The sequence below is a fragment of the Arthrobacter arnarulunnguaqae genome (assembly GCF_051262515.1).
Classification (GTDB): domain Bacteria; phylum Actinomycetota; class Actinomycetes; order Actinomycetales; family Micrococcaceae; genus Arthrobacter_N.
Genome location: NZ_JBIMER010000007.1, coordinates 146,674 through 167,410 on the forward strand (window position 1 = coordinate 146,674; position 20,737 = coordinate 167,410).

The following is a 20,737-nucleotide window of genomic DNA, read 5'->3' on the forward strand; positions in this document are numbered from 1 at the left end:
ATGGCTCAAATGTTATGCTCGTCTCACTTTCGTCTCTCCGACCGACGGGAACGTGTGATGGGCCAGCTCAACAACCAGACGCTCGACCAACTGGACGCCGCCGTGGCGGTCCCGACCTACGCCCTCGAGAAGCGCCGGGTCGGGATCGTCCATTTCGGCGTCGGGGGATTCCACCGCGCGCACCAGGCGCTGTACCTCGACCGGCTGATGTCGGCCGGCCGGGACCTCGACTGGGCCATCTGCGGCGTCGGACTGATGCCGCACGATTCCGCCATGCGCGACGCCCTCGCCGCCCAGGACCACCTCTACACGCTTGTCGAGAAGGCCCCGGACGGCACGCGCCAAGCGCGGGTGATCGGGTCCATCGCCCGCTACCTCTTCGCGCCCGACGACCCGGAGGCCGTGCTTGCCCAGCTGACCGACCCGGACGTCCGCATCGTTTCCCTCACCGTCACCGAGGGGGGCTACAACTACAACCAGGCCACCGGCGAATTCAACGCCGAGAACCCCGCCGTGGCCGCCGACCTGCGCCCCGGCGCCGTCCCGGGCACCACCTTCGGTTTCGTGGTCGAGGCGCTGCGCCGACGTCGGGAGGCCGGAACGCCGCCGTTCACCGTGTTGAGCTGCGACAACATCCAGGGCAACGGCCACCTCGCGGGCAGGGTCTTCACGGCCTTCGCCGAGCTGCGTGACCCCGAACTGGCCGCATGGATCCGCGCCAACGTCGCCTTCCCGAGCTCCATGGTGGACCGCATCACGCCCGTGACCACGGACGCGGACCGGGAGACGGTCGCCTCCGAGTACGGGATCGACGACCGCTGGCCCGTGGTCAGCGAGGACTTCCTCCAGTGGGTGCTCGAGGACAACTTCACGGCCGGCCGCCCCGCCTGGGAGGAGGCCGGCGTCCAGATGGTCTCCGACGTCGAGCCCTACGAACTCATGAAGCTCCGCCTGCTTAACGCCAGCCACCAGGGGATGGCCTACCTGGGCTACCTGGCCGGGTACCGCTACGCGCACGAGGTCTGCCAGGACCCGGATTTCGTCGGCTTCCTGACCGCCTACATGGACCTCGAGGCGACGCCCACCCTGCAGCCGGTCCCGGGAATCGACCTCGCGGCCTACAAGCTCCAACTGATCGAACGCTTCGCCAACGAGCAGGTCAAGGACACGCTGGCCCGCCTCGCCGCCGAATCCTCGGACCGCATCCCCACCTGGCTCGTCCCGGTCATCCGGCAAAACCTGCACGACGGCGGTGCGGTGCGCCTCAGCGCGGCCATCGTCGCGTCGTGGGCCCGCTACGCGGAGGGGACCGACGAACAGGGCCGTCCCATTGAGGTCGTCGACCGTCTCCGCGACCGGGTCATGGCGGCGGCCGGCCGGAACGGCGAGGACCCGTTGGCGTTCCTGCGCGACCGCGGCCTCTTCGGGGACCTCACCGAGCGTCCGGAGTTCACCCGGGCCTACACCGACGCCCTCGACACGTTGCGTTCGGAGGGTGCGACGGCGCTCGTCACCCGACTGCGCGACGCCGGCTGGCGCTAGCCGCGCCTCCGGCTACACCCCGTACAGGCGCAGCCGCTCCGCGGCGTACCGCTCGCGCACTTCGCGGCCCCAGCCCGCGCCCGCGGGGACGTGCGTCGCGTCGAGCCGGCGTTCCCACGTCGGAAGCGTGCCGGTGGCCGCCCAAAGGGCCTGCCGCGCCGCCCCGAGCGCCACGTACTCTCCCGCGGCGGGGACGTCCACCGTGCGGCCGAAGATCTCCGGCGCGGCGGTGCGCAACGCGTGGGACCTGGACCCGCCACCGATCAGCAGCACCCTGTCCGCCGGAGCCGTCGCCGACTCCAGGGCATCCGCGGCGTCGGCCAGCGAATTGAGGACGCCCAGCACGGACGCCCGCGCCACGTTCGGCCGGGTGAGGCCCGCGCGGCTGATTCCGGTCAGGGCGCCGCGCGCGGCGGGCAGGTTCGGCGTGCGCTCGCCGTCGAAGTAGGGCATCATCAGCGGTGCCGCGGCGGAGGGATCTGCTTCGCAGGCCAGGGCGTCGAATTCCTGGAGTCCCACCCCCAGCAGCTCCGCCGTCGTGGACATGACCCGGGCCGCGTTGATGACGGCGAGCAGCGGCAGGAACCCGCCCCCGGCGTCGGCGAACCCCGCGACCGCCCCGCTCGGGTCCGGGGCGGGTGCGTCCGGGACGGAGGCGAACACGGTCCCCGAGGTGCCGATGGAGACGGCCACCTCCCCGGAGGCCATCCCCAACCCCAGCGCCGCGGCGGCGTTGTCCCCGGCCCCCGCGGACACGGGCACCGGACCGGCGTTCCACTCCGGTAGCAGCGTTCCCCCGGCCGCACCCGGCGCGATCACCTCCGGCAACTCAGGAACCCGCCCGAAGTACTCCTCGAGGAGGTCCTCGCGGTACCCGTCCCGGGCGCTGAAGTAGGCGGTGCCGGTCGCGTCGGAGCGGTCCGTGAACCACTGCCCCGTCAGCGCGTGGTTCAGGTAGTCGTGGGGGAGCACCACGCGCGCGGTCCGCGCGGCGGCGTCCGGGCGGTGCTTCGCCATCCACGCCAGCTTGGTCAGCGTGAAGGACGGCACCGGGACGCACCCCACGGCCTCGGCCCAGAACTCCGCGCCGCGCTCGTCCACCATGGCCCGGGCGGCGTCCGCGCTGCGCACGTCGTTCCACAGCAGGGCGTCGTGGACGGGCTCGCCGGCGTCGTCGAGCGCGACCATGCCGTGTTGCTGTGCGGCCAGCCCGACGCCGAGGATCCGCTCCCGGCTGCCGGGTGCCGCCTGCTCCCATGCGGAACGCAGGGCGGCGATCCAGACGCGCGGATCGACGCTGCTGCCGTCGGGATGGGCCGCGCTCGCGGAACGCAGCACCTCGCCGGTTTCCGCGTCGACGACCAGTACCTTGCAGGATTGGGTGGACGAATCCACCCCGACCACGGCGTCCATCATGCTTCTCCTTCGCTCGGTTCGGCTGATTCCAGTTCCGCAAGCAGCGCGGCGGCCAGGGGCTCGTCGACCACGAGGTGGTTGACCAGTCCGGCCCGCACGGCCGCGAAGACGCCGGGCGCCCCGTTCGCGCCGCGCGCCACCGCCAGGACGGCCGGGGTCCGGCGCAACTGGTCCAGTCCGACGGCGATCACGCGCCCGTCGAGTGTCCCCGCGACCGCGGACCCGTCGGCGGCGATCAACCGCCCGGAGACCTCCCCAACGGCCCCGGCTCGCAGGGCCTCGAGCCGTTCGGCCTCCCCGACGCGCTGCCACACCGTGGAATGGCCCTCCGTCCACGTGCCGAGTGCGACGACGGCGATGTCCAGCGAGTCGGCACGGTCGAGGGCCGCACTGATTTCCGGCTGGCGGCGCAGGCTCGCGGCGGTTTCGGCGCTCTCCACCAACAACGGGGCCGGAAGCGGCCATACCCTACCGCCGGATACGAGCCCGAGGCGGTGCAGGAGTTGCCCGGAGCCGCCGTCGTTCCCGATGGTGAGGTCCCCGGCCAGCTGGACCATGTCGCAACCGGGCAGGGAGGGCAGGTGCGCGGCCATCAGGTTCAGGGTGCGGGACCAGGAGACGCCAACCGTCGCGCCGGGGACCACGATGTCCGCCAAGACGCCGGCGGCGGCGCGGGCCAGGGTGTCGCGGCCGTCGTCGCCCGGCTGCGGTGCCCGTGCGACCTCGACGGAGAGCAGGCCGAGCGCCTCCGCCAGTCCCTCGGCGCCGGCGGCGACCAGATGCGGACGGTGGATGGTGATGTTCACGATCCCCTCCCGCTTCGCCTCTTCGAGGTAGCGGGCCACTTGGAAACGGGAGATTCCATGGGTGCGCGCGATCTCCACCTTGGAGGCGTTGTCCAGGTAGTAGAGCGCCGCGATATCGGCCAGCATCCGCTGGTGCCGTGCGTGCATGCATCGCTCCTAGTTTTGGGCCGGATTGCCACTTCTGAGCGTCACGGCCTTGCTCATTTGATCTTATATGACTAGAGTCACAATTCAAATGAGCGATATTCGACAATCAAATGAGCGCCGGTTCGGACCGGACACCAGCCAGGCCGGACCAACGAGGAGCCGTTCCATGCAGATACCCAACGTGACACTCGACCGCCGCCGGCTGTTGGGCCTCGGTGCGGGCGCCTTCGCCGCGGCCGGCCTGACCGCCTGCGGGGCGTCCGCCGGGGAAGGGGCGACCGTCATCGTGGTCGCGATCGTCTCCAACCCGCAGATGACGGACGCCGTCGGCCTCATGGAGGACTTCCGCTCCAAGCACCCCGGCATCAACGTCCGCTTCGTGTCCCTGCCGGAGAACGAGGCCCGCGCCAAGATCACCGCGTCCGTGGCGACCGGCGGCGGCGAGTTCGACGTCGTGATGATCTCCAACTACGAGACCCCGATGTGGGCCGAGAACGGCTGGTTGGCCAACCTCACGCCGTACATGGACGCGACGGCCGGCTACGACGCCGCGGATTTCCTCCCCACCATCCGCGAGGCGCTGACCTACGAGGGTTCGCAGTACTCCGTCCCGTTCTACGGCGAGTCCTCCTTCGTGGTCTACCGCCAGGACCTCTTCGACGACGCCGGCCTCACCATGCCGGAGCAGCCGACGTGGCGCGACATCCGCACCTTCGCGGAGCGGCTGCACGCCCCGGAGCGCGACTTCTCGGGAATCTGCCTGCGCGGGCTGGCCGGGTGGGGCGAGGTCATGGCTCCACTGAACACCGTCATCAACACCTACGGCGGTCGCTGGTTCGACGAGGACTGGAACCCCCAGCTGCAGAGCCCGCAGGTGCGCGAGGCCGTCGGCGACTACGTCGACCTGGTCCGCTCCCACGGACAGCCCGGCGCGGCGACGTCCGGGTACGGCGACTGCCTGACCCGCTTCGCGCAGGGCAACGCGGCCATGTGGTACGACGCGACCGCCATGGTCTCCTCGATCGAGGATCCGGGGTCCTCCACGGTGGTCGGCAAGACCAACTACGCGCTGGCGCCGGTCCGCGACACGAAATCGGCCGGGTGGCTGTACACCTGGGCGCTGGCCGTCCCGGAGAGCAGCCGCAACAAACAGGCCGCCTGGGACTTCGTCTCTTGGATGACGAACAAGGACTACATGCACCTGGTCGGCAACTCGTTGGGATGGGAGCGGCTGCCTCCGGGGAGCCGGCGGTCCACGTACGAGATCCCCGAGTACGCGGACATCGCCAGCGCCTACGCCGAACCCACGCTGCAAGCCATGGGCAACGCCACCCAAGAGAACTCGATCGTCGGCAGCGTTCCCTACGAGGGCCTGCAGTTCGTGGGCATTCCCGAGTTCCAGGACCTGGGCACCCGGGTGGCCCAGCAGATCTCCGCGGCCATCGCGGGCAACCAGACCGTCGACGAGGCCCTCGCCCAGGCGCAGGGCTTCGCGGAGACCGTTGCACGCACCTATCAGACGGAGGGCCAGGCATGAGCGCCACGACAATGCGCAGGGAACGGCCGGTTGACGCCGGACGGGTCCGGGAGACGCGCCGAGCGGCACGCCGCGAAGGATGGAGTCGGCGGCTGCCGCTGCTCCCGGCATTGATCTTCACCATCCTGGTGACACAGCTGCCGTTCCTGATGACCATCTGGTACTCGCTGCGGTCGTGGAACCTGTTGCGCCCGGACGGCAACACCTTCGTGGGGTTGCGGAACTTCGTTGACATCTTCGGGGACTCCACGTTCCGGGGCGCCGCGCTGAACTCGGTGCTCATCACGCTGGGCTGCGTCGCCGTCGCACTGGTGTTGGGGACGTTGTTCGCGATCCTGCTGGACCGCGACTTCAAGGGACGTGGGATCGTCCGCACGCTCCTGATCACGCCGTTCCTCATCATGCCGGTGGCCTCGTCCATGCTTTGGGGCGTCTCGATGCTCAACCCCAGCTACGGGCTCCTGAACTGGGTGATCGGCCTCTTCGGCGCCGGACCCATCGACTTCACCTCGCAGGCCCCGCTGCTCTCCGTCGTGATGGCGCTGGTGTGGCAGTGGACGCCGTTCATGATGCTGCTGGTGCTCGCCGGACTGCAGGCGCAGCCGCGGGACGTGCTCGAGGCCGCGTCGATCGACGGCGCCGGCTGGGGAAAGACGTTCCTGTTCGTAACCCTGCCCCAGCTCCGCCGCTACATCGAACTGGCGGTCCTGCTCGGGGCCATCTACGTGGTCAACACGTTCGACCAGATCTACCTGATGACCGCGGGCGGGCCGGGAACGGCCAGCGCGAACCTGCCCTTCTACATCTACCAGCGGGCGTTCCTCGGCTTCGACATCGGGCAGGCCGCCGCGATGGGCGTCGTCGTGGTCATCGCAACGATCGCGGTGGCGACGTTCGCCCTGCGTTTGATCTTCCGTAGCTTCGACACGAAGGACTAGCCATGGCAGCCCCCAGCACAGCAACCACGGAAAACCGCGTCCCCTCGGGCACCAGCGGGGCCCCGGCGCCGCGCAGGCGCCGGCTCCCCGCCGGCCCGATCCTCACGGCCGCCACCTGGATCCTGGCACTCGTGTTCTTCGCGCCGGTCATGTGGATGGTCGCGACGTCCTTCAAGCAGGAGAACGCGGCCGCGTCCAACCCGCCCACGTTCTTCTTCGAGCCCACCCTGGAGCAGTACCGCGCCGTCCTTTCCTCCGACGCGGCGCCGTTCTTCCTGAACTCGATCATCGCCACCGGCGTCTCCACCGGCCTGGTGATCCTCCTGGCCATCCCGGCGGCATACGCGCTGAGCATCCGGCCCGTGAAGAAGACGTCCGACGTGCTGTTCTTCTTCATCTCCACCAAGATGCTGCCGGTCGTGGCCGTCATCATGCCGATCTACGTCATCTCCGGACAGCTGCGGGTGCTGGACAACATCTGGACCCTCGTGGTCCTCTACACGGCCATGAACCTGCCGATCGCCGTGTGGATGATGCGGTCTTTCTTCTCCGAGGTTCCGCACGAGGTCCTGGAGGCCGCGTCGATGGACGGGGCGGGCCTGATCAAGACCCTGCGTTCGGTGCTGATCCCCATGGTCACGCCCGGCATCGCGGCGACGGCGCTGATCTGCGTGATCTTCTCGTGGAACGAGTTCTTCTTCGCGCTGAACCTCACGGCCGCGCAGGCGGCGACGGTCCCGGTGTTCCTGATGTCCACCATGACCAGCGAGGGGCTGTTCCTCGCCAAGCTGTCCGCCGCGTCCGTTCTGGCCTCGCTGCCCGTGGTCCTGGCCGGTTGGCTGGCGCAGAAGCAGCTGGTCCGCGGCCTGTCCATGGGCGCCGTCAAGTAGCCCAAGGCCGTCAAGTAGCCCGGGCCGCCGCGGCCGGGGGTAGCGTGTGTCCCATGACGGACGCCGAGCACACCCGCCACGCCAACGACCCGGACACGATCGTCCGGCTGATGACCACCCCGGCCCGCTGGGCCGTGGTGGGCCTCTCGGACAACCCGCGCCGCGTTGCCCGCTCGGTCTCGCTGTTCATCCGCGACACGCTGGGGATGCGGATCGTTCCGGTGTCGCTGAAGGGGGACGACGTGCACGGCGAGCGGGGCTACACCCGTCTGGCGGACGTCCCCGGGGACATCGACGTCGTGGACTGCTTCGTGAACTCGTCCAAGGTCGGCGCCGTCGTGGACCAGGCCATCGCCGTCGGCGCGAAGGCCGTGTGGCTGCAGCTCGGCGTCGTGGACCAGGCGGCGGCGGCCCGCGCCAAGGCGGCCGGCGTCGACGTCGTCATGGACACCTGCCCCAAAATCGAGGCGGCCCGGCTGCGCTAGTCCATCTTGTCGTAGCGGGACCGGAGCACCAGGTACACGGCGTAGGCGATCAGCCCTACGCCGATCGTCACCAGTGCGGGGAGCCCGAACGGCTGGTCGCGGACCGACTTCAGCGCGCCGTCGATTCCGGTGGAGTCCTCCGGGTCGTGCTGGATGGTGGCGACGATGAACAGCAGCCCCAGCGCGGCCAGCACCAGGCCCTTCGCGACGTACCCGGCCGTCCCGGTGACCGTGATGGCCCGCCGCACGTTGGGCTCGGACGGCAGGCGGAGATCCCGGCGGAAGCGCTGGGTGGCTCCCTTGTAGACGTAGTAGCCGGCGACGGCGATCAACGCCGCGCCGAGCGCGACCAGGACCACGATCCCCGCGGGGTTCTTCATCAGTTCGGCGCTGACGGCGCTGGTCTTCTCGCCCGAGTCCTCGCTGCCGCCCATGGCGTAGCGCCCGAACGCCGCACCCACCGCAATGAACACGACGCCGGTACCCGCGTCCTTGAGGCGCCGCGTCAGTTTCGCGTGCGATTCGAAGCCGGCCTCCGCGAAATGCCAGAGCCCGAGGACGATGCATCCGAGGAAGCACACCCAGAGGATGGCCGCGCCGAATGGCTGCCGGGCCAGGGTGTCCAGGGCGCCGCCCTGGTCCGCCTCGCCCGACTTCCCGAACGCGACGTTTAGCGCCAACACGCCGATGAGGCCGTGGAGCACTCCGTTGGCGACGTATCCGATCCGCGCCACGCGTTCGAACCAGGGGTGGTCGGAGGCCTTCTTCGCCGCATTCACGGCTTCGCGTGGTTTTCCCATAACCTAAGCATAGGATCTTGCGCGTGGACTACCAGTGGATTCGCCGGACCTGTTTGGCGTTGCCCGCGGCCTTCGAGGACTTTCCGTTCGGGCAGGAGGCCGCGGTGTTCAGGGTCCGAGGCCGGACGGCGTCCCCGGCGCTCGCCGAGCAGCTCCGGATGGCGCACCCGGAAATCACCCCCGGCTTCCACAGGAGCAAGCGGCACTGGAACACGGTCGACTGCGGCGGGGCCCTGGGCGAGCGTGCAGTCCGGGACATGATCGAGGACTCCTACGACCTCGTCGTCGAGCGGATGCCGCGGGCCGACAGGGAGATTCTCGCTAGGCTGGGTGAATGATCTTCATCGTCGTCAAATTCCGGACCAGGCCCGAATACGCCGAACGCTTTTTGGACATCGCGGCTCCCTTCACCGAGGCCACGCGGGCCGAGGAGGGGAACCTGTGGTTCGACTGGTCCCGCAGCGTGGAGCACCCGGAGGAGTTCGTCCTCGTGGAGGCGTTCCGCGACGGCGCCGCCGAGGCCCACGTCTCCAGCGAGCACTTCGCCGCGGGACTGGACGCCATGCGCCCCGCACTGGCCGAGACACCGCGGATCATCAGCCGGCAGATCGACGGCGACGGCTGGGACCGCATGGGCGAGCTGCGGATCGACGGTTCCCCGGAGTAGTTCCCGGCTACCGCCAGGTGGCTGTGAAGGAGCCGTAGCCGCCGTCGACCCGGCACACGCCGTCGATGCCCTCTCCCTTGCGGATTCCGTCGAGCTTCGCGCCGAGTTCCTTGAGCGTGCACGAGTAGGCGCCGAGCACGCGCACGTTGGACCCGGAGCGGGCATCGTAGCGCTCGGCGATCCGGGCCGTGTGGTAGACCTCCAGGACCGTGTCGCAGTCGATGTTCACGGTGGAGTACGTGAAGGTGGAGCCGCCGCATTCGGTGCCCGTGGCGCGATCCGGGTGGTAGGCGAGAGATTGGAACATGGCCGTCAGGTCCGCGTACTCCTGGGTGAGGACATACGCCTTAGCCGCCGCCAGCGCCTTGTCCTGCTGGCTCGGCGTGTGCTCGTTGGGGCCGAGCACCAAGATCCCCTGGAACACCAGCGGCCCGGCGAGCTTCGGCGTCCCGTCGATCCCGCCGCCCAGCGGAACGCGGCCACCGGGGGCGGTCTTGGCGGTGACCGCCACGCCCGACGTGAGCCCGTAGGCGGCCTCGCTGTCCGCGTTCGGATGGGTGGTGAGGTCGAACCGCACCTGCGCCTTCGCCGAGTCGACCAGCAGGTCGGCGTCCGGGGCCGGAACGGCGTCGAGGTGCGTGAACGTCGAACCGGGCAGGGCGCCCTCGGTCTGCGGGCCCGGGTTCTGCTGCAGCCGGGCGATCTCGGTTCCCTCGGCGTTGAGCACGGCGTACGCCGGGATGCCGGTGAGGGACGAGCCGGGCGTGGCGGCGGCCGACTCCACGGACCAGCCGTCGCGGATCCGGAAGGACAGGTCCCCGGCCCGCGTGGTGACGGTCTTCCACGCATCGTCGGCGGCGGGGGAGGCACGCACGGGCGGTGCGGAGGTCGCGGATTCGGAGGGGAACGCCTTGGGGAACACGCCGCGGGCCGTCTCGCAGCCCGTCAGCGCGACCACCGCCAGCACCGCGATGGCGGTCGTGAACGCCGCCCGCCGCGCCGCCGTCGTGCCCTGGTGGTGGTCCGTTGCGGCCCGGCTGCTGTCCATGCACACAGCCTAGCCAACCGCGGAAGTCCGCGGCGGCGTAGGCTCGGGGGATGGACGTCCTGGCACCCCTGCGCACCCGTCTCCAGCTCACGTTCGCGGGCCAGACCGACGGCATTCCGGCCTGGGAGACCGCCCTGGCGGAAGGCGACGACGCCGGGCACTTCCCGCCGGACTCCGCGGTCTGGGCCGTGCACGGCGGCATGACGCCGATCGCCGCGGGCATCCGGGCGCTGCTGGTGCAGGCGCTGCATCCCGGGGCGTTGGCCGGCGTCGTCGAGCACTCCGACTACCGCGCCGATCCGCTCGCCCGTCTCGCGGGAACCATCCGCTGGATCTTCACGGTGACCTACGGGGACACGGTCGCCGGGCGCCGGGCCTGCGACCACGTCCGGAAACTGCACGTTGCGGTCACGGGAACCTACATTGACGGACACGGGACACAACAGGCGTACTCGGCCAACGACCCGGCGCTGGCCGAATGGGTGCACCTGGCGTTCACGGACGCCTTCCTGCGTAGCCACGAACTCTTCCGCGGCCCGGTGCCAGGGGGAGCCGATGCATACGTCCGCGAATGGGCGGTCGCCGGGGAACTGATGGGCATCGCCGACCCGCCGCGCACGGAGGCCGCGCTGCGGGCGCGCCTGGGGGAGTACGACGCCGATGGCCAACTCGCCGGCGGACCGCGGGTACAGGAGGTGGTGTCCTTCCTGCGGAACCCGCCGCTCGATCCGCTGTTGCTCCCCGGGTACCGGCTCCTGTTCGCCGCCGTCGTGGACACGCTGCCGCCGAGGTACCGGGAACTGTTGGGGTTGCGCCGGCCGCGCGTGCGGCTGCCGCTCGTTCCGGCGGGGCGGGCGGCGCTCGCCGTCGTCGGCGCGGCCCTCGGCAAACGGAGCCCCAGCGAACTGGCGGCCCGGCGTCGACTCGCCCGCCTCGGGGCCGCCGCCAGCGGGTAGCCTGACGGCATGCTGCTACCGGATCTGCAAGGCAAGCGCGCCATCGTCACGGGTGCTAACTCGGGGCTGGGCCTCGAAACGGCCAAAGCGTTGGCCGGCGCGGGGGCCGGCGTCGTACTGGCGGTGCGCGACGCGGCGAAAGGCCGGGACGCGCTTGAACGCCTGCGGCGCGACCAACCGGATGCCCGGCTGGAGCTGGCCGAACTCGACGTCGCGTCGCTGGATTCCGTGCGCACGTTCGCGGAACGCGAGGCCGGACGCCCGCTGGATCTGCTGGTCAACAACGCGGGCGTGATGGCCATCCCGAAGCGCAGGGAAAGCCCCGACGGCTTGGAGCAGCAGTGGGCGACCAACTACGTGGGCCCGTACGCGCTGACCGCCCGGCTGCTGCCCGGGTTGCGGGCGGCCGCCGGGCGGGTGGTGATGCTCGGATCGGTCGCCGCGTGGCGCGGTCGCATCCACTGGAACGATCCGAACCTCCGGCGCCGCTACTCGCCGTGGTCCGCCTACGCCCAGTCGAAGCTCGCGGACGTCATGTTCGCGCTGGAACTCGACGCGCGCAGCCGGGAGCTGGGATGGGGTATCTCGGCGCGGGCCGCGCACCCGGGCCTGGCGCGCACGGAGCTGGTGAACAACGGGCCCCTGGACGGCAAGGGGCGCGACGGCGGGCTGCGTCGGCATCTCGGCGCAGGGGTGGGATGGTCCCAATTCGGACACGAGGCCGACGCCGGTGCCTTGCCCGTGTTGATGGCGGCCACGGACCCGGACGGCGCCATGTACTTCGGACCGAACGGCGCGCTGGGGCTGGCCGGTACGCCGGTGGCCGCCCGGCTGCCGCTCGCCGCGCGCCGGGACGCGGACCGTGGCCGGCTGTTCGACGTGACGGCAGGCATGGCCGGGATCGGTTTTCCCGCGTAGAATTTCCAACAGCCTACTTAGGGGTAAGTCCGTGACTTCACCAGGAAACCAGCAGCCGAAGAAGCCCGCGCCAAAACGCCGGCTGGACCGGCGCATGATCCTCCAGGCCGGCACCGCGTACATCGACCAGCACGGCCTCCGGCAGCTGTCCATGCGCCACCTGGGCGCCGAACTGGGCGTCGAGGCGATGTCGCTCTACCGCTACGTCCCCTCCCGCGACGATCTGCTCGACGGGATCGTGGAACAGGTGCTGGAGGGGCTGTCCGCCGACGCGGAGGTGCATGTGGAGCCGCAGGACGGCTGGGAGGACTACCTGGTCCGGCTCGCGCACGGCGTCCGGCGCATCGCCCTGGAGCACCCGAAGATCTTTCCGCTGATCGCCACCCAGCCACCGCAGGCTCCCTGGATCCAGCCGCCGCTGCGGAGTCTGAAGTGGATCGAATCGTTTCTGGGCGCGCTCACCAGCTCGGGCTTCGGCGACCAGCAATCGGTGGCGGCCTACCGGGCGTTCTGCAGTTTCCTCTTGGGCCACCTGCTGTTGGAGGTGGCGGCACTGGGCGCGGACATCACCCCGGTGGAGACCGGAACGCCGGAGGAGATGGCCGAATCCGACCTGAGCGACTACCCGGTGATACTTCGGCTCAAGGGCCCGCTTTCGGACGACCGCACCACGGAGGAGTTCGAGGAGGCGCTCGAAAGCCTGTTGAACAGGCTGGCGCTGCTGCGCTGAATCGGCCCATTGCGCCGAAGTTTTCCCCCGCCTTCTGGTGATTCGAGAAACACGCCAGCCCTTCGATGCCGGTTTGGCGCATGTCTATGACCATAATGGGGGGTAACGACAAAGAATCGGAGGAATCAACATGCGCGGAAACAACCTTGTTTGGACCATCGTGGGCGTGCTGGTGGCTGTTGCCCTGGTTATCTGGATCGCTTCGGCCATCTAGAACGTCCCTCGGAGTAGTTACGAAGAGACCCCGGCCGTATTCGGCTGGGGTCTCTTCTGTTGCGCGCCTATTTTCGACGAAGGCAGATGCCCCCCGCCCCCGTTTGACCGAAGGTAGATGTCGGATTCGTGGCCGAAACCGACATCTACCTTCGTCGAAACGCGAGGGGAGGCAGGTGGCTTTGTCGAAGTTAGAAGTACTTCGGCAGCGTCCCCTCGTGGGCCTCGCGCAGTTCCGACAGGTCCAGGGTGAACTGGCCCTGCACCTCGAGCGCATCGGATTCCGTGTCGACGACGCCGAGGCGCACCACCGGGTACCGGCGGGCCGTGGCCATGTCGTTGAAGCGGACCTCCTCCGAGCGGGGCACCGCCACGACGGCGCGCGCCTGGGACTCGGAGAACAGCGCCGTGAACGCGTCCACGCCGTCCCGGTCGCAGAGATCGTCCAGCGCCACGCGGGCGCCGACGCCGTAGCGCAGCGACATCTCGGACAGGGTCGCCGCGAGCCCGCCCTCGGAGAGGTCGTGCGCGGAGTCGATCATGCCGTCGCGGGAAGCGTTGATCAGGATCGCGCCGAGCGTCTTCTCCGCGGCGAGGTCGATCTTCGGCGGGAGGCCGCCGAGCTGCCCGCGGATGTTCGCGTACTCGGACCCGTCCAACTCGTCGCGCGTGGTGCCGAGCAGGTAGATGGCCTGGCCGTCGGCGTCGTCGCGCCAGCCCGAGGGCGTGCGGCGCGCGACATCGTCGAACTTGCCGAGCACCGCCACCACGGGGGAGGGATGGATCGGCGTCGAACCCGTCTGGTTGTAGAGCGAGACGTTGCCGCCGGTGACCGGGACGCCGAGCTCCATGCACGCGTCGGAGAGGCCGCGGATGGATTCGGCCAGCTGCCACATCACGTCCGGGTCCTCGGGGGAGCCGAAGTTCAGGCAGTCGGACACGGCCATCGGCACGGCGCCGGACGTGGCGACGTTGCGGTAGGCCTCGGCCAGGGCTAGCTGCGCGCCCGTGTAGGGATCCAGGAACGCGTAACGGCCGTTGGCGTCGGTGGACAGCGCCACGCCCAGACCGGTCTCCTCGTCGACGCGGATCACTCCGGCGTCGTCCGGAGCGGACAGGGCGGTGTTGCCGCCGACGTAGCGGTCGTACTGGTTGGTGATCCAGGACTTGTCGCACATGTTCGGGGACGCCACCAGCTCCAGCACCGCGGCCTTGAGCGCCTCGCCCGTGGCCGGAAGCCCGGCGCCGGCGTCGGAGGACCGGAAGGTCTCGGACTGCAGCTTGTCCTGCCACTCGGGGCGCGCGTACGGGCGGTCGTAGACCGGACCCTCGTGCGCGACCGTCTTCGGGTCGACGTCGACGATCGTCTCGCCGTTCCACGTGATGATCAACCGGCCGGTGTCGGTGACCTCGCCGAGCCAGGAGTACTCGACGGCCCACTTCTCCATGACGGCCTCGAACGCCTCGACGTTCTCCGGGGAGACGACGGCCATCATGCGTTCCTGCGACTCCGACATCAGGATCTCGCCCGGGGTCAGGGTCGGGTCGCGCAGCAGGACGGAGGTGAGCTCCACCTGCATGCCGCCGTCGCCGTTGGAGGCCAGCTCCGACGTGGCGCAGGAGATGCCCGCGGCGCCGAGGTCCTGGATGCCCTCCACGAGGGAGCCCTTGAACAGCTCCAGGCAGCACTCGATGAGCACCTTCTCGGCGAACGGGTCGCCGACCTGGACCGCGGGGCGCTTGGACGGCTTGGTGTCGTCGAAGGACTCGGAGGCCAGCACGGAGGCGCCGCCGATGCCGTCCCCGCCGGTGCGGGCGCCGAACAGGACCACCTTGTTGCCCTTGCCGGAGGCGTTGGCCAGGCGGATGTCCTCGTGGCGCATGACACCCACGGCCAGGGCGTTGACCAGCGGGTTGCCCTGGTAGACGGAGTCGAAGACCATCTCGCCGCCGATGTTCGGCAGGCCCAGGGAGTTGCCGTAGCCGCCGATGCCGGCGACCGCGCCGTGCATGACGCGGGCGGTGTCCGGGTGGTCGATGGCGCCGAAGCGCAGCGGGTCCATCACGGCAACCGGGCGGGCGCCCATGGAGATGATGTCGCGCACGATCCCGCCGATGCCGGTCGCCGCGCCCTGGTAGGGCTCCACGAACGACGGCGAGTTGTGGGACTCGATCTTGAAGGTCACGGCCCAGCCGTCGCCGAGGTTGGTGACGCCGGCGTTCTCGCCGATGCCCACCAGCATGTCCTTCTTCATCTCCTCGGTGACCTTCTCGCCGAACTGGCGCAGGTGGTTCTTGGAGGATTTGTAGGAGCAGTGCTCGGACCACATGACCGAGTACATCGCGAGCTCGGCGGCGGTCGGGCGGCGGCCCAGGACCTTGATGATCTCCTCGAACTCGTTCTGCTTCAGGCCCAGTTCGGCCCAGGGAAGCTCGGTGTCCGGGGTGGTGGCGGCGTGCTCAACGGTGTCGATGTTGAACTGCTGGGTCACTTGGTTCCTCCAACGAGGGTGGTCAGGACGGAGGTGAACATGCCCAGTCCGTCGGTTCCGGTGTGGTCGGGACCGTAGCCGGCCTCGACGGCGTGCTCGGGGTGCGGCATGAGGCCCACGACGTTTCCGGCGGCGTTGGAGATGCCGGCGATGTCGCGGCGGGAGCCGTTCGGGTTCCAGCCGACGTAGCGGAACACCACGCGGCCCTCGGCCTCGAGCGCGTCCAACGTCTTCTCGTCGGCGATGTACTGGCCGTCCTGGTTCTTCAGGACGATCGAGATCTCCTGGCCGGCGTCGTACTGGTTGGTCCAGGACGTCGCGGCGTTCTCGACGCGCAGCGTCTGGTCGCGGCAGAGGAACTTCAGATGGTCGTTCTTGATCATCGAACCCGGCAGCAGGTGGGACTCGGTGAGGATCTGGAAGCCGTTGCAGATGCCCAGCACGGGCAGCTTGGCGTCCGACTTCGCGGCGTCGATGATGCGGCCCATCATGGGCGCGAAGCGTGAGATCGCCCCGGCGCGCAGGTAGTCGCCGTAGGAGAAGCCGCCGGGGATCACCACGGCGTCGACGTCGGAAAGGGTGTCGTCGCCGTGCCAGAGCGGCACTGCCTCGGCGCCGGCGAGGCGCACGGCGCGGGCGGCGTCGCGGTCGTCCAGCGTTCCGGGGAAGGTGACGACGCCGATGCGTGCGCCGGAGAGCGCGGCGCCTGGCGCGGGCGAATAGTCGCCGATCAGGGGGATTCCGGTGCTCATTATTCGGCGACGACCTCGACGTTGACGACGTCCTCGATCACCGGGTTGGACAGGAGCGTCTCGGCGGCTTCGCGGGCCTGCGCCAGGACGGCCTCGGTCACCTCGCCCTCGACGGTGAGTTCGAACCGCTTGCCCTGGCGGACGCCGGAAAAGGCGTCGAAGCCGAGCCGCGGGAGCGCCCCCACGATGGCCTTGCCCTGCGGGTCAAGGATTTCGGGCTTGGGCATAACATCAACAACGATCCGGGGCATCCGGTGTCTCCTGTGCGCGAGGGGTGTGGTTAAAGCCGCCTGCGGAGGTGCCGTCTCACGCCAGGGTGCCGGCGCTCCGCGAGCTTGCCCGCCCAGTCTACCGGCTCGACGCCGGGCGGCCCGGCGTCCGTGACCGGTGCCACTGGGGTGCGGAGAGCGGGGGACGTAATCTGGTGCCATGGCTACACAACGATCGACCGACGGGCGTCCGCCGTCGTTCCTGCTCCCCATCATGGCGGCCGCCGTCGCGGCCGGGCTCCTGCGGCTGGTCCTGCGCAAGCGCGCCGACGACCGGCGCGGGTCCTGACCCCGCCGGCCCCCGGCACCGCTGACGCCGCGTCCTGCCCCTGCCTGTCCGGCGAGGCCTACGGCGCGTGCTGCGGGCGTTTCCACGCGGGCTTCGACGACGGCGTGTGGCCTCCCACGGCGGCCGGGCTGATGCGCTCGCGCTACAGCGCGTTCGTGGCCGGCCGGGTGGACTACCTGCTGGCCACCTGGCATCCGTCAACGCGCCCGGAATCGCTGGAACTCGACGGCGGAACCGTCTGGCGGCGCCTCGACGTCGTGCGGGTCGAGGCCGGCGGACCGTTCGACGACCGCGGCGTCGTCGAGTTCGCGGCGCATTACCGGCACGACGGCGAACGCGGCGCCCAGCGCGAGGTCAGCGCCTTCGTCCGCGAGGACGGCCGCTGGTACTACGTGGACGGCGAATAGCGCGCCCTCACACCCGGCCGAGCGCGTCGATGTCCTCGAGGAACTTCCCGTGGACCTCGTCGCTGACGGTGGTCCGCGTGTCCGCGATCGAGTCGAGGTAGTCCTGCGTCGACGGTCCCTTGCGGGCCTGGCCCGAAACCGCCGCGCCGCCCTCCGTGGCCGCTCCGCCGTTGTCGTCGACGTACACCGCCTTTTCCAAGGCGCGCTGGGACGCACTCCGGGCCGCGTACTCGATGTCCGCGGGGGAAAAGCCGCCGGTGCGCTCCACCAGCAGGGCCACGTCCACTCCGCCGACCACATGCGCGGGAATGAAGCGCTGCCACATGGCCTCGCGCGCCTGGCTGTCCGGCAGTCCGATCGGGATGACGTAGTCGAAGCGGCCGTGGCGCAGGAACGCGGAGTCCAGGGCGCGAATGAAGTTGGTGGCGCAGACCAGAAGGCGGCCGGGCTGTTCGCGGAACGCCGGGATGATCTTAAGCAGCTCGTTGGTGACGCCCTGCAGGGGCGACGGCGGTTCGCCCGAGCGCTGGGCGGCGATTTCCTCCACCTCGTCGATGAACACGACGCAGTGCTCCAATTCCGCGATCTCGAGGAACGTTTCGCGCAGCGCGCCGGCCAGGCCCCGCGGATCGGAGGCGAGCCGGGACGGAAACACCTCGACGAACGGCCATTCCAGCCGGGAGGCGATCGCCTTCGCGAACGTGGTCTTGCCGGTTCCGGGAGGGCCGAACAGCACGACGGCGCGCGGGGGCACCACGCCGTATTCGTCGGCGAGATCCGCCTCGGCCAGGGGCAGGACGAGGCGACGCTCCAGCAATTCCTTTTCGTTGCGCATGCCGGCCACGTTCTCCCAGAGGTCCCGGGCGAGGATGCGGCCGCCCAGCTGGGCCAGCGGTTCGAGTTCCTGGCGCTGGACCGGGATTTTCCGTTCGAAGTAGCGCAGGTTCTGCTTCACGACGAAGCCGCGGTCCAGGAACGCGTCCACGCGGGTCTCCGCCTCCGGCATCAGCGCTGAGAGCTTGTTCAGCCCGTGCGGGGCCATTCGGTTTTCGACGGCGGCGAGCAGCGAGGTGCCGATGCCGCGGCCGCGGAATTCCGGCAGCGTGGCGAGGAAGACGATCCAGCCCTGGTCGTGCGCGGCGCGCCCGACGGCGGCGCCGACCACCTGCTCGCCCTGGACCGCGACGACGGCGTGGTCCTTCTCGCAGGAGGCCAGCACCTCGGAGAGCGCGTAGACGGGTTCGACGCCGGTGGCCTTGAGGGATTCCCAGAGGTGAAGGATCCCGTCGAGGTCGGCCGAGTGGAAGTCCCTGATGCGCCAGGTGGTCATGAGCGTCTCCGTTCGTTGGGGCCGCGGCCCCGGCTGCTTTCGTGGTCTCCACTCTTCTGCAAATCCACGCGGCGATCTAGGGGGTTCCGCGTGAAAGAACGGCGATTCTTCGCGCTGTGGGAAAACGGGTGCCGTACTTCCGGCACATATGTGGAACCGCATCCGGTGCCAAGCCCGCGCGCCTACCCGAATAAGGAACTGTTGTGCCAAGGTGTTGACACAAGAGGCGAGATTCGTTTGTATTAGTTGGATGGCACAAGCCGTCGTCACCCACGATCGAATGGACCCACCCCATGGCCATGCTCGAGCTAGTCATGATCCTGCTGGTCGCCCTCGCGCTGGTGCTCCTCCTATGGGGCTTCGTTGCGGTGCTCCGGCGCACCCCCCACGGTGCCACGGGTCTCGCAGGGGAGCTGGCGGCGCTGGATCGTGGACGGCGGGCAGAAGCCGACCCCGGAGTGCGTTGGGTGGCGCGGACCGAAGCCGCCGCGTTGGCCGCGGGGCTCGCTGTTGCCGCCGCCTGCGCGTGGTGGGGACTCGACGGGGGCGAACACCACGGGCTGCCGTTCTTCCTTGCCGCCATGGCCGGCGCGCTGGCGGGCCTGCCGGTCATCGCGCTCGTGCCCAGCCCGCGCTGGCCCCAGGCGCGGGGAGGCGTGGTCGTCGCGGACTTGACCCCGCGCGGATCCACGAGCTTCGGCCGCGGCCGGACCTTCGCGCTTCCGCTGGCCGCGGCCTGCCTCCTGGTGGTGGGCCTCGCCGTCGCCGGGCTCGGGTCCGTTGCCGGCGAGGACGGCCAGCACCGCTTCTTGCGGAGTGTCGTCATCCCGCTGGTCGACGGAATCCCGGTGATCGGCGAGGGCGTCACCGTGCAGACAACCGGGCCTTTTCCCGGCTGGTTCTACGGTGTGCCGCTGATGGTGGGAACTTTGGTGCTGGTGGTCGGGGTGTGGTGGGTCCTGCGTCGGGCGGCGCGGGCTGCCCGCCCCGCCGACGAGGCGCTGTTCGGCGTCGACACCGCCTTGCGCGTTGTGCAAACCCGGTTCGTTGTGTCCGCGTCGACCTCTGTCCTCCTCTTCCAAGTCGCGGTGGTGTCCCTCATGGCCGGGCTGGCGTTGCGGAGCTCCCACGGCCCGATCCTTGCTCTGCTCCTGATCGGTGGCGCCTTTGTCGCCGGCCTCGCAGCACTGGTGCTCCTCTTCCGGGCGGGCGGCGTCGTGGTGGAGGGTCTGGCCGTCGCCTCCGGAGACCGCCGCGGCGCGCGTTCGGTCGCGTCGTGATCTCCGTGGATCCCGCCTCGCCGAGCCCGCCGGTTGAACAGATCCGGTCCCAGCTGGCGGCGCTGATCCGCACCGGGTCCTTGGAAGCGGACGCCCGGATGCCCACCGTGCGGCAGCTCGCGGGCGACCTGCGCGTCGCGCCGGGGACCGTGGCCAAGGCGTACAGGGAGCTTGAGGGTGCCGGGTTGATCCGCACGGGGCGTGCGGCCGGAACGCGGGTGAACCCGGGGCAGCTGACGAGTGACGCGGTGCTCGCCGCCGCCGCCGGCCTCGTTCGGGTCGCACGTTCCGCCGGCCTGGAGCTCGACGAGGCACTCGGCGTGGTTGCCTCGAGGTGGGAAGCGCGGGACTGACGGATAAGAAAGGTCCATCGCCACGTCCGGGGATGCGGCAGGCGTCCCCGCGTCAGTGCCTCGGGGCTCTCCTTGCCGGCAATCGCCGCGATGGCGAGCGAGGCGATCGGGTCCGCCCATGACCAGCGGAACCTCGTGGACAACGTGTTGCGCACATGCGAGCAACCGATTCTGGACCCGGTGCGGACGGCCGCTGGGGACGAGAAGAACCTACTGGGGGACGGTGCTACCTGGACCACCTGGACCACCTGGACCATCTGGCACAGGCGAAACGCCTGCGTCTGGAGCTGTGACACTGAAGGCGCCGAAGGTCGGAACAACGCTGCTCGTCACGCAGGGTGTGGTAGCGCCGTGGTGGCCAGATTCCCTGGCGTGAAGAGCGATGCCGGGCGTCGCTTCTCTCCTCCACAGGTGCCGGTATGGGAATCTTTTCCTTGTTCGAAGGTTTGTTCCCATTTTGTCGGTGGTGGTC

General features: G+C 69.8%; 22 protein-coding genes. 14 read left to right on the forward strand and 8 right to left on the reverse strand.

All coding sequences use genetic code 11. From position 1 onward, the window contains the following. Window positions 1–57: 57 nt before the first annotated feature. A complete protein-coding gene (locus ACHAAJ_RS08985; protein ID WP_435727747.1) occupies window positions 58–1,542 on the forward strand; it encodes a mannitol dehydrogenase family protein in 1,485 nt (494 codons plus the stop codon). A 12-nt stretch (window positions 1,543–1,554) separates the two neighbouring features. Here the strand turns inward: ACHAAJ_RS08985 and xylB are convergent, their stop codons facing one another. Both xylB and ACHAAJ_RS08995 read right to left on the reverse strand, forming a co-directional pair. Further along, window positions 1,555–2,958: a xylulokinase gene (gene xylB / locus ACHAAJ_RS08990; RefSeq protein ID WP_435727748.1), complete on the reverse strand. Its 1,404-nt coding sequence runs from the start codon at window positions 2,956–2,958 to the stop codon at window positions 1,555–1,557. After that, window positions 2,955–3,911 carry a sugar-binding transcriptional regulator gene (locus tag ACHAAJ_RS08995; protein ID WP_435727749.1) on the reverse strand — a complete coding sequence of 319 codons (957 nt, stop codon included), beginning with the start codon at window positions 3,909–3,911 and terminating at the stop codon, window positions 2,955–2,957. Before ACHAAJ_RS08995 ends, xylB begins: the two co-directional genes overlap by 4 nt. 166 nt (window positions 3,912–4,077) lie before the next feature. Here ACHAAJ_RS08995 and ACHAAJ_RS09000 point away from each other — a divergent pair, with 166 nt between their 5' ends. Genes ACHAAJ_RS09000 through ACHAAJ_RS09015 form a run of 4 tightly spaced genes read left to right on the forward strand, consistent with a single transcriptional unit; the run spans window position 4,078 to window position 7,761 of the window. After that, on the forward strand, window positions 4,078–5,448 hold the full coding sequence (locus ACHAAJ_RS09000; protein ID WP_435727750.1) for an ABC transporter substrate-binding protein: 1,371 nt from the start codon (window positions 4,078–4,080) through the stop codon (window positions 5,446–5,448). After that, complete coding sequence (locus tag ACHAAJ_RS09005; RefSeq protein ID WP_435727751.1) at window positions 5,445–6,386, forward strand: carbohydrate ABC transporter permease; 942 nt, start codon at window positions 5,445–5,447, stop codon at window positions 6,384–6,386. The genes ACHAAJ_RS09000 and ACHAAJ_RS09005 overlap by 4 nt, the downstream gene beginning before the upstream one ends. 2 nt (window positions 6,387–6,388) lie before the next feature. Further along, entirely contained in the window at window positions 6,389–7,276 is an 888-nt protein-coding gene (locus ACHAAJ_RS09010; protein ID WP_435727752.1) for a carbohydrate ABC transporter permease, read from the forward strand. Window positions 7,277–7,329: 53 nt separating this feature from the next. Beyond that, a complete protein-coding gene (locus tag ACHAAJ_RS09015; protein WP_435727753.1) occupies window positions 7,330–7,761 on the forward strand; it encodes a CoA-binding protein in 432 nt (143 codons plus the stop codon). Here the strand turns inward: ACHAAJ_RS09015 and ACHAAJ_RS09020 are convergent. Continuing rightward, window positions 7,758–8,561: a DUF1206 domain-containing protein gene (locus tag ACHAAJ_RS09020; RefSeq protein WP_435727754.1), complete on the reverse strand. Its 804-nt coding sequence runs from the start codon at window positions 8,559–8,561 to the stop codon at window positions 7,758–7,760. The two genes, ACHAAJ_RS09015 and ACHAAJ_RS09020, sit on opposite strands and share 4 nt — an antisense overlap. 23 nt (window positions 8,562–8,584) lie before the next feature. Here ACHAAJ_RS09020 and ACHAAJ_RS09025 point away from each other — a divergent pair, with 23 nt between their 5' ends. Both ACHAAJ_RS09025 and ACHAAJ_RS09030 read left to right on the forward strand, forming a co-directional pair. Next, a complete protein-coding gene (locus ACHAAJ_RS09025) occupies window positions 8,585–8,899 on the forward strand; it encodes an MmcQ/YjbR family DNA-binding protein (RefSeq protein ID WP_435727755.1) in 315 nt (104 codons plus the stop codon). Continuing rightward, entirely contained in the window at window positions 8,896–9,228 is a 333-nt protein-coding gene (locus ACHAAJ_RS09030) for a putative quinol monooxygenase (protein ID WP_435727756.1), read from the forward strand. Before ACHAAJ_RS09025 ends, ACHAAJ_RS09030 begins: the two co-directional genes overlap by 4 nt. Before the next feature lie 7 nt (window positions 9,229–9,235). Here the strand turns inward: ACHAAJ_RS09030 and ACHAAJ_RS09035 are convergent, their stop codons facing one another. Beyond that, window positions 9,236–10,276 carry a hypothetical protein gene (locus tag ACHAAJ_RS09035; protein ID WP_435727757.1) on the reverse strand — a complete coding sequence of 347 codons (1,041 nt, stop codon included), beginning with the start codon at window positions 10,274–10,276 and terminating at the stop codon, window positions 9,236–9,238. A gap of 50 nt (window positions 10,277–10,326) precedes the next feature. On the opposite strand from ACHAAJ_RS09035, the gene ACHAAJ_RS09040 reads away from it, so the two are divergent. Genes ACHAAJ_RS09040 through ACHAAJ_RS09050 form a run of 3 tightly spaced genes read left to right on the forward strand, consistent with a single transcriptional unit; the run spans window position 10,327 to window position 12,880 of the window. Next, entirely contained in the window at window positions 10,327–11,232 is a 906-nt protein-coding gene (locus tag ACHAAJ_RS09040; RefSeq protein ID WP_435727758.1) for an oxygenase MpaB family protein, read from the forward strand. Between the two features lie 9 nt (window positions 11,233–11,241). Next, window positions 11,242–12,150 carry an SDR family oxidoreductase gene (locus ACHAAJ_RS09045; protein ID WP_435727759.1) on the forward strand — a complete coding sequence of 303 codons (909 nt, stop codon included), beginning with the start codon at window positions 11,242–11,244 and terminating at the stop codon, window positions 12,148–12,150. 31 nt (window positions 12,151–12,181) lie between these two features. Next, window positions 12,182–12,880: a TetR/AcrR family transcriptional regulator gene (locus ACHAAJ_RS09050; RefSeq protein ID WP_435727760.1), complete on the forward strand. Its 699-nt coding sequence runs from the start codon at window positions 12,182–12,184 to the stop codon at window positions 12,878–12,880. A 404-nt stretch (window positions 12,881–13,284) separates the two neighbouring features. On the opposite strand, the gene purL is transcribed toward ACHAAJ_RS09050, so the two are convergent. The 3 genes from purL to purS are packed head-to-tail and all read right to left on the reverse strand — an operon-like array spanning window position 13,285 to window position 16,588. Next, window positions 13,285–15,585 carry a phosphoribosylformylglycinamidine synthase subunit PurL gene (gene purL, locus ACHAAJ_RS09055; RefSeq protein WP_435727761.1) on the reverse strand — a complete coding sequence of 767 codons (2,301 nt, stop codon included), beginning with the start codon at window positions 15,583–15,585 and terminating at the stop codon, window positions 13,285–13,287. Further along, window positions 15,582–16,337, reverse strand: a complete 756-nt coding sequence (gene purQ, locus ACHAAJ_RS09060; protein ID WP_435727762.1) for a phosphoribosylformylglycinamidine synthase subunit PurQ — start codon at window positions 16,335–16,337, stop codon at window positions 15,582–15,584. Before purQ ends, purL begins: the two co-directional genes overlap by 4 nt. Beyond that, window positions 16,337–16,588, reverse strand: a complete 252-nt coding sequence (purS, locus tag ACHAAJ_RS09065; RefSeq protein WP_435727763.1) for a phosphoribosylformylglycinamidine synthase subunit PurS — start codon at window positions 16,586–16,588, stop codon at window positions 16,337–16,339. The genes purQ and purS overlap by 1 nt, the downstream gene beginning before the upstream one ends. 178 nt (window positions 16,589–16,766) lie before the next feature. Between purS and ACHAAJ_RS09070 the strand changes: the two genes are divergently transcribed. Together ACHAAJ_RS09070 and ACHAAJ_RS09075 are read left to right on the forward strand one after the other, a co-directional pair. Next, window positions 16,767–16,895, forward strand: a complete 129-nt coding sequence (locus ACHAAJ_RS09070) for a hypothetical protein (RefSeq protein ID WP_435727769.1) — start codon at window positions 16,767–16,769, stop codon at window positions 16,893–16,895. Further along, window positions 16,892–17,302, forward strand: coding sequence for a YchJ family protein (locus ACHAAJ_RS09075; RefSeq protein WP_435727768.1), 411 nt, complete (start codon window positions 16,892–16,894; stop codon window positions 17,300–17,302). The genes ACHAAJ_RS09070 and ACHAAJ_RS09075 overlap by 4 nt, the downstream gene beginning before the upstream one ends. Window positions 17,303–17,309: 7 nt before the next feature. Here the strand turns inward: ACHAAJ_RS09075 and ACHAAJ_RS09080 are convergent, their stop codons facing one another. Then, a complete protein-coding gene (locus ACHAAJ_RS09080) occupies window positions 17,310–18,632 on the reverse strand; it encodes an ATP-binding protein (RefSeq protein WP_435727764.1) in 1,323 nt (440 codons plus the stop codon). Between the two features lie 293 nt (window positions 18,633–18,925). Here ACHAAJ_RS09080 and ACHAAJ_RS09085 point away from each other — a divergent pair, with 293 nt between their 5' ends. After that, a complete protein-coding gene (locus ACHAAJ_RS09085; RefSeq protein ID WP_435727765.1) occupies window positions 18,926–19,912 on the forward strand; it encodes a hypothetical protein in 987 nt (328 codons plus the stop codon). Further along, the gene (locus ACHAAJ_RS09090; protein WP_435727766.1) at window positions 19,909–20,265 is read left to right on the forward strand and encodes a GntR family transcriptional regulator; all 357 of its coding nucleotides are present in this window, start codon (window positions 19,909–19,911) and stop codon (window positions 20,263–20,265) included. The genes ACHAAJ_RS09085 and ACHAAJ_RS09090 overlap by 4 nt, the downstream gene beginning before the upstream one ends. The last annotated feature ends 472 nt before the right edge of the window (window positions 20,266–20,737 follow it).

Excerpts from the sequence above, each read along its gene's own strand:
- ACHAAJ_RS09045 (WP_435727759.1), top strand. The coding sequence starts at position 11,242 with ATGCTGCTACCGGATCTGCAAGGCAAGCGCGCCATCGTCACGGGTGCT.
- ACHAAJ_RS09000 (WP_435727750.1), top strand. The coding sequence starts at position 4,078 with ATGCAGATACCCAACGTGACACTCGACCGCCGCCGGCTGTTGGGCCTC.
- ACHAAJ_RS09070 (WP_435727769.1), top strand. The coding sequence starts at position 16,767 with ATGGCTACACAACGATCGACCGACGGGCGTCCGCCGTCGTTCCTGCTC.
- purS (WP_435727763.1), bottom strand. The coding sequence starts at position 16,588 with ATGCCCCGGATCGTTGTTGATGTTATGCCCAAGCCCGAAATCCTTGAC.
- ACHAAJ_RS09080 (WP_435727764.1), bottom strand. The coding sequence starts at position 18,632 with ATGACCACCTGGCGCATCAGGGACTTCCACTCGGCCGACCTCGACGGG.
- ACHAAJ_RS09010 (WP_435727752.1), top strand. The coding sequence starts at position 6,389 with ATGGCAGCCCCCAGCACAGCAACCACGGAAAACCGCGTCCCCTCGGGC.
- ACHAAJ_RS09035 (WP_435727757.1), bottom strand. The coding sequence starts at position 10,276 with ATGGACAGCAGCCGGGCCGCAACGGACCACCACCAGGGCACGACGGCG.
- ACHAAJ_RS09015 (WP_435727753.1), top strand. The coding sequence starts at position 7,330 with ATGACGGACGCCGAGCACACCCGCCACGCCAACGACCCGGACACGATC.
- xylB (WP_435727748.1), bottom strand. The coding sequence starts at position 2,958 with ATGATGGACGCCGTGGTCGGGGTGGATTCGTCCACCCAATCCTGCAAG.
- ACHAAJ_RS09020 (WP_435727754.1), bottom strand. The coding sequence starts at position 8,561 with ATGGGAAAACCACGCGAAGCCGTGAATGCGGCGAAGAAGGCCTCCGAC.
- purQ (WP_435727762.1), bottom strand. The coding sequence starts at position 16,337 with ATGAGCACCGGAATCCCCCTGATCGGCGACTATTCGCCCGCGCCAGGC.
- ACHAAJ_RS09085 (WP_435727765.1), top strand. The coding sequence starts at position 18,926 with ATGGCCATGCTCGAGCTAGTCATGATCCTGCTGGTCGCCCTCGCGCTG.
- ACHAAJ_RS09005 (WP_435727751.1), top strand. The coding sequence starts at position 5,445 with ATGAGCGCCACGACAATGCGCAGGGAACGGCCGGTTGACGCCGGACGG.
- ACHAAJ_RS08995 (WP_435727749.1), bottom strand. The coding sequence starts at position 3,911 with ATGCACGCACGGCACCAGCGGATGCTGGCCGATATCGCGGCGCTCTAC.
- ACHAAJ_RS09040 (WP_435727758.1), top strand. The coding sequence starts at position 10,327 with ATGGACGTCCTGGCACCCCTGCGCACCCGTCTCCAGCTCACGTTCGCG.
- ACHAAJ_RS09030 (WP_435727756.1), top strand. The coding sequence starts at position 8,896 with ATGATCTTCATCGTCGTCAAATTCCGGACCAGGCCCGAATACGCCGAA.
- ACHAAJ_RS08985 (WP_435727747.1), top strand. The coding sequence starts at position 58 with ATGGGCCAGCTCAACAACCAGACGCTCGACCAACTGGACGCCGCCGTG.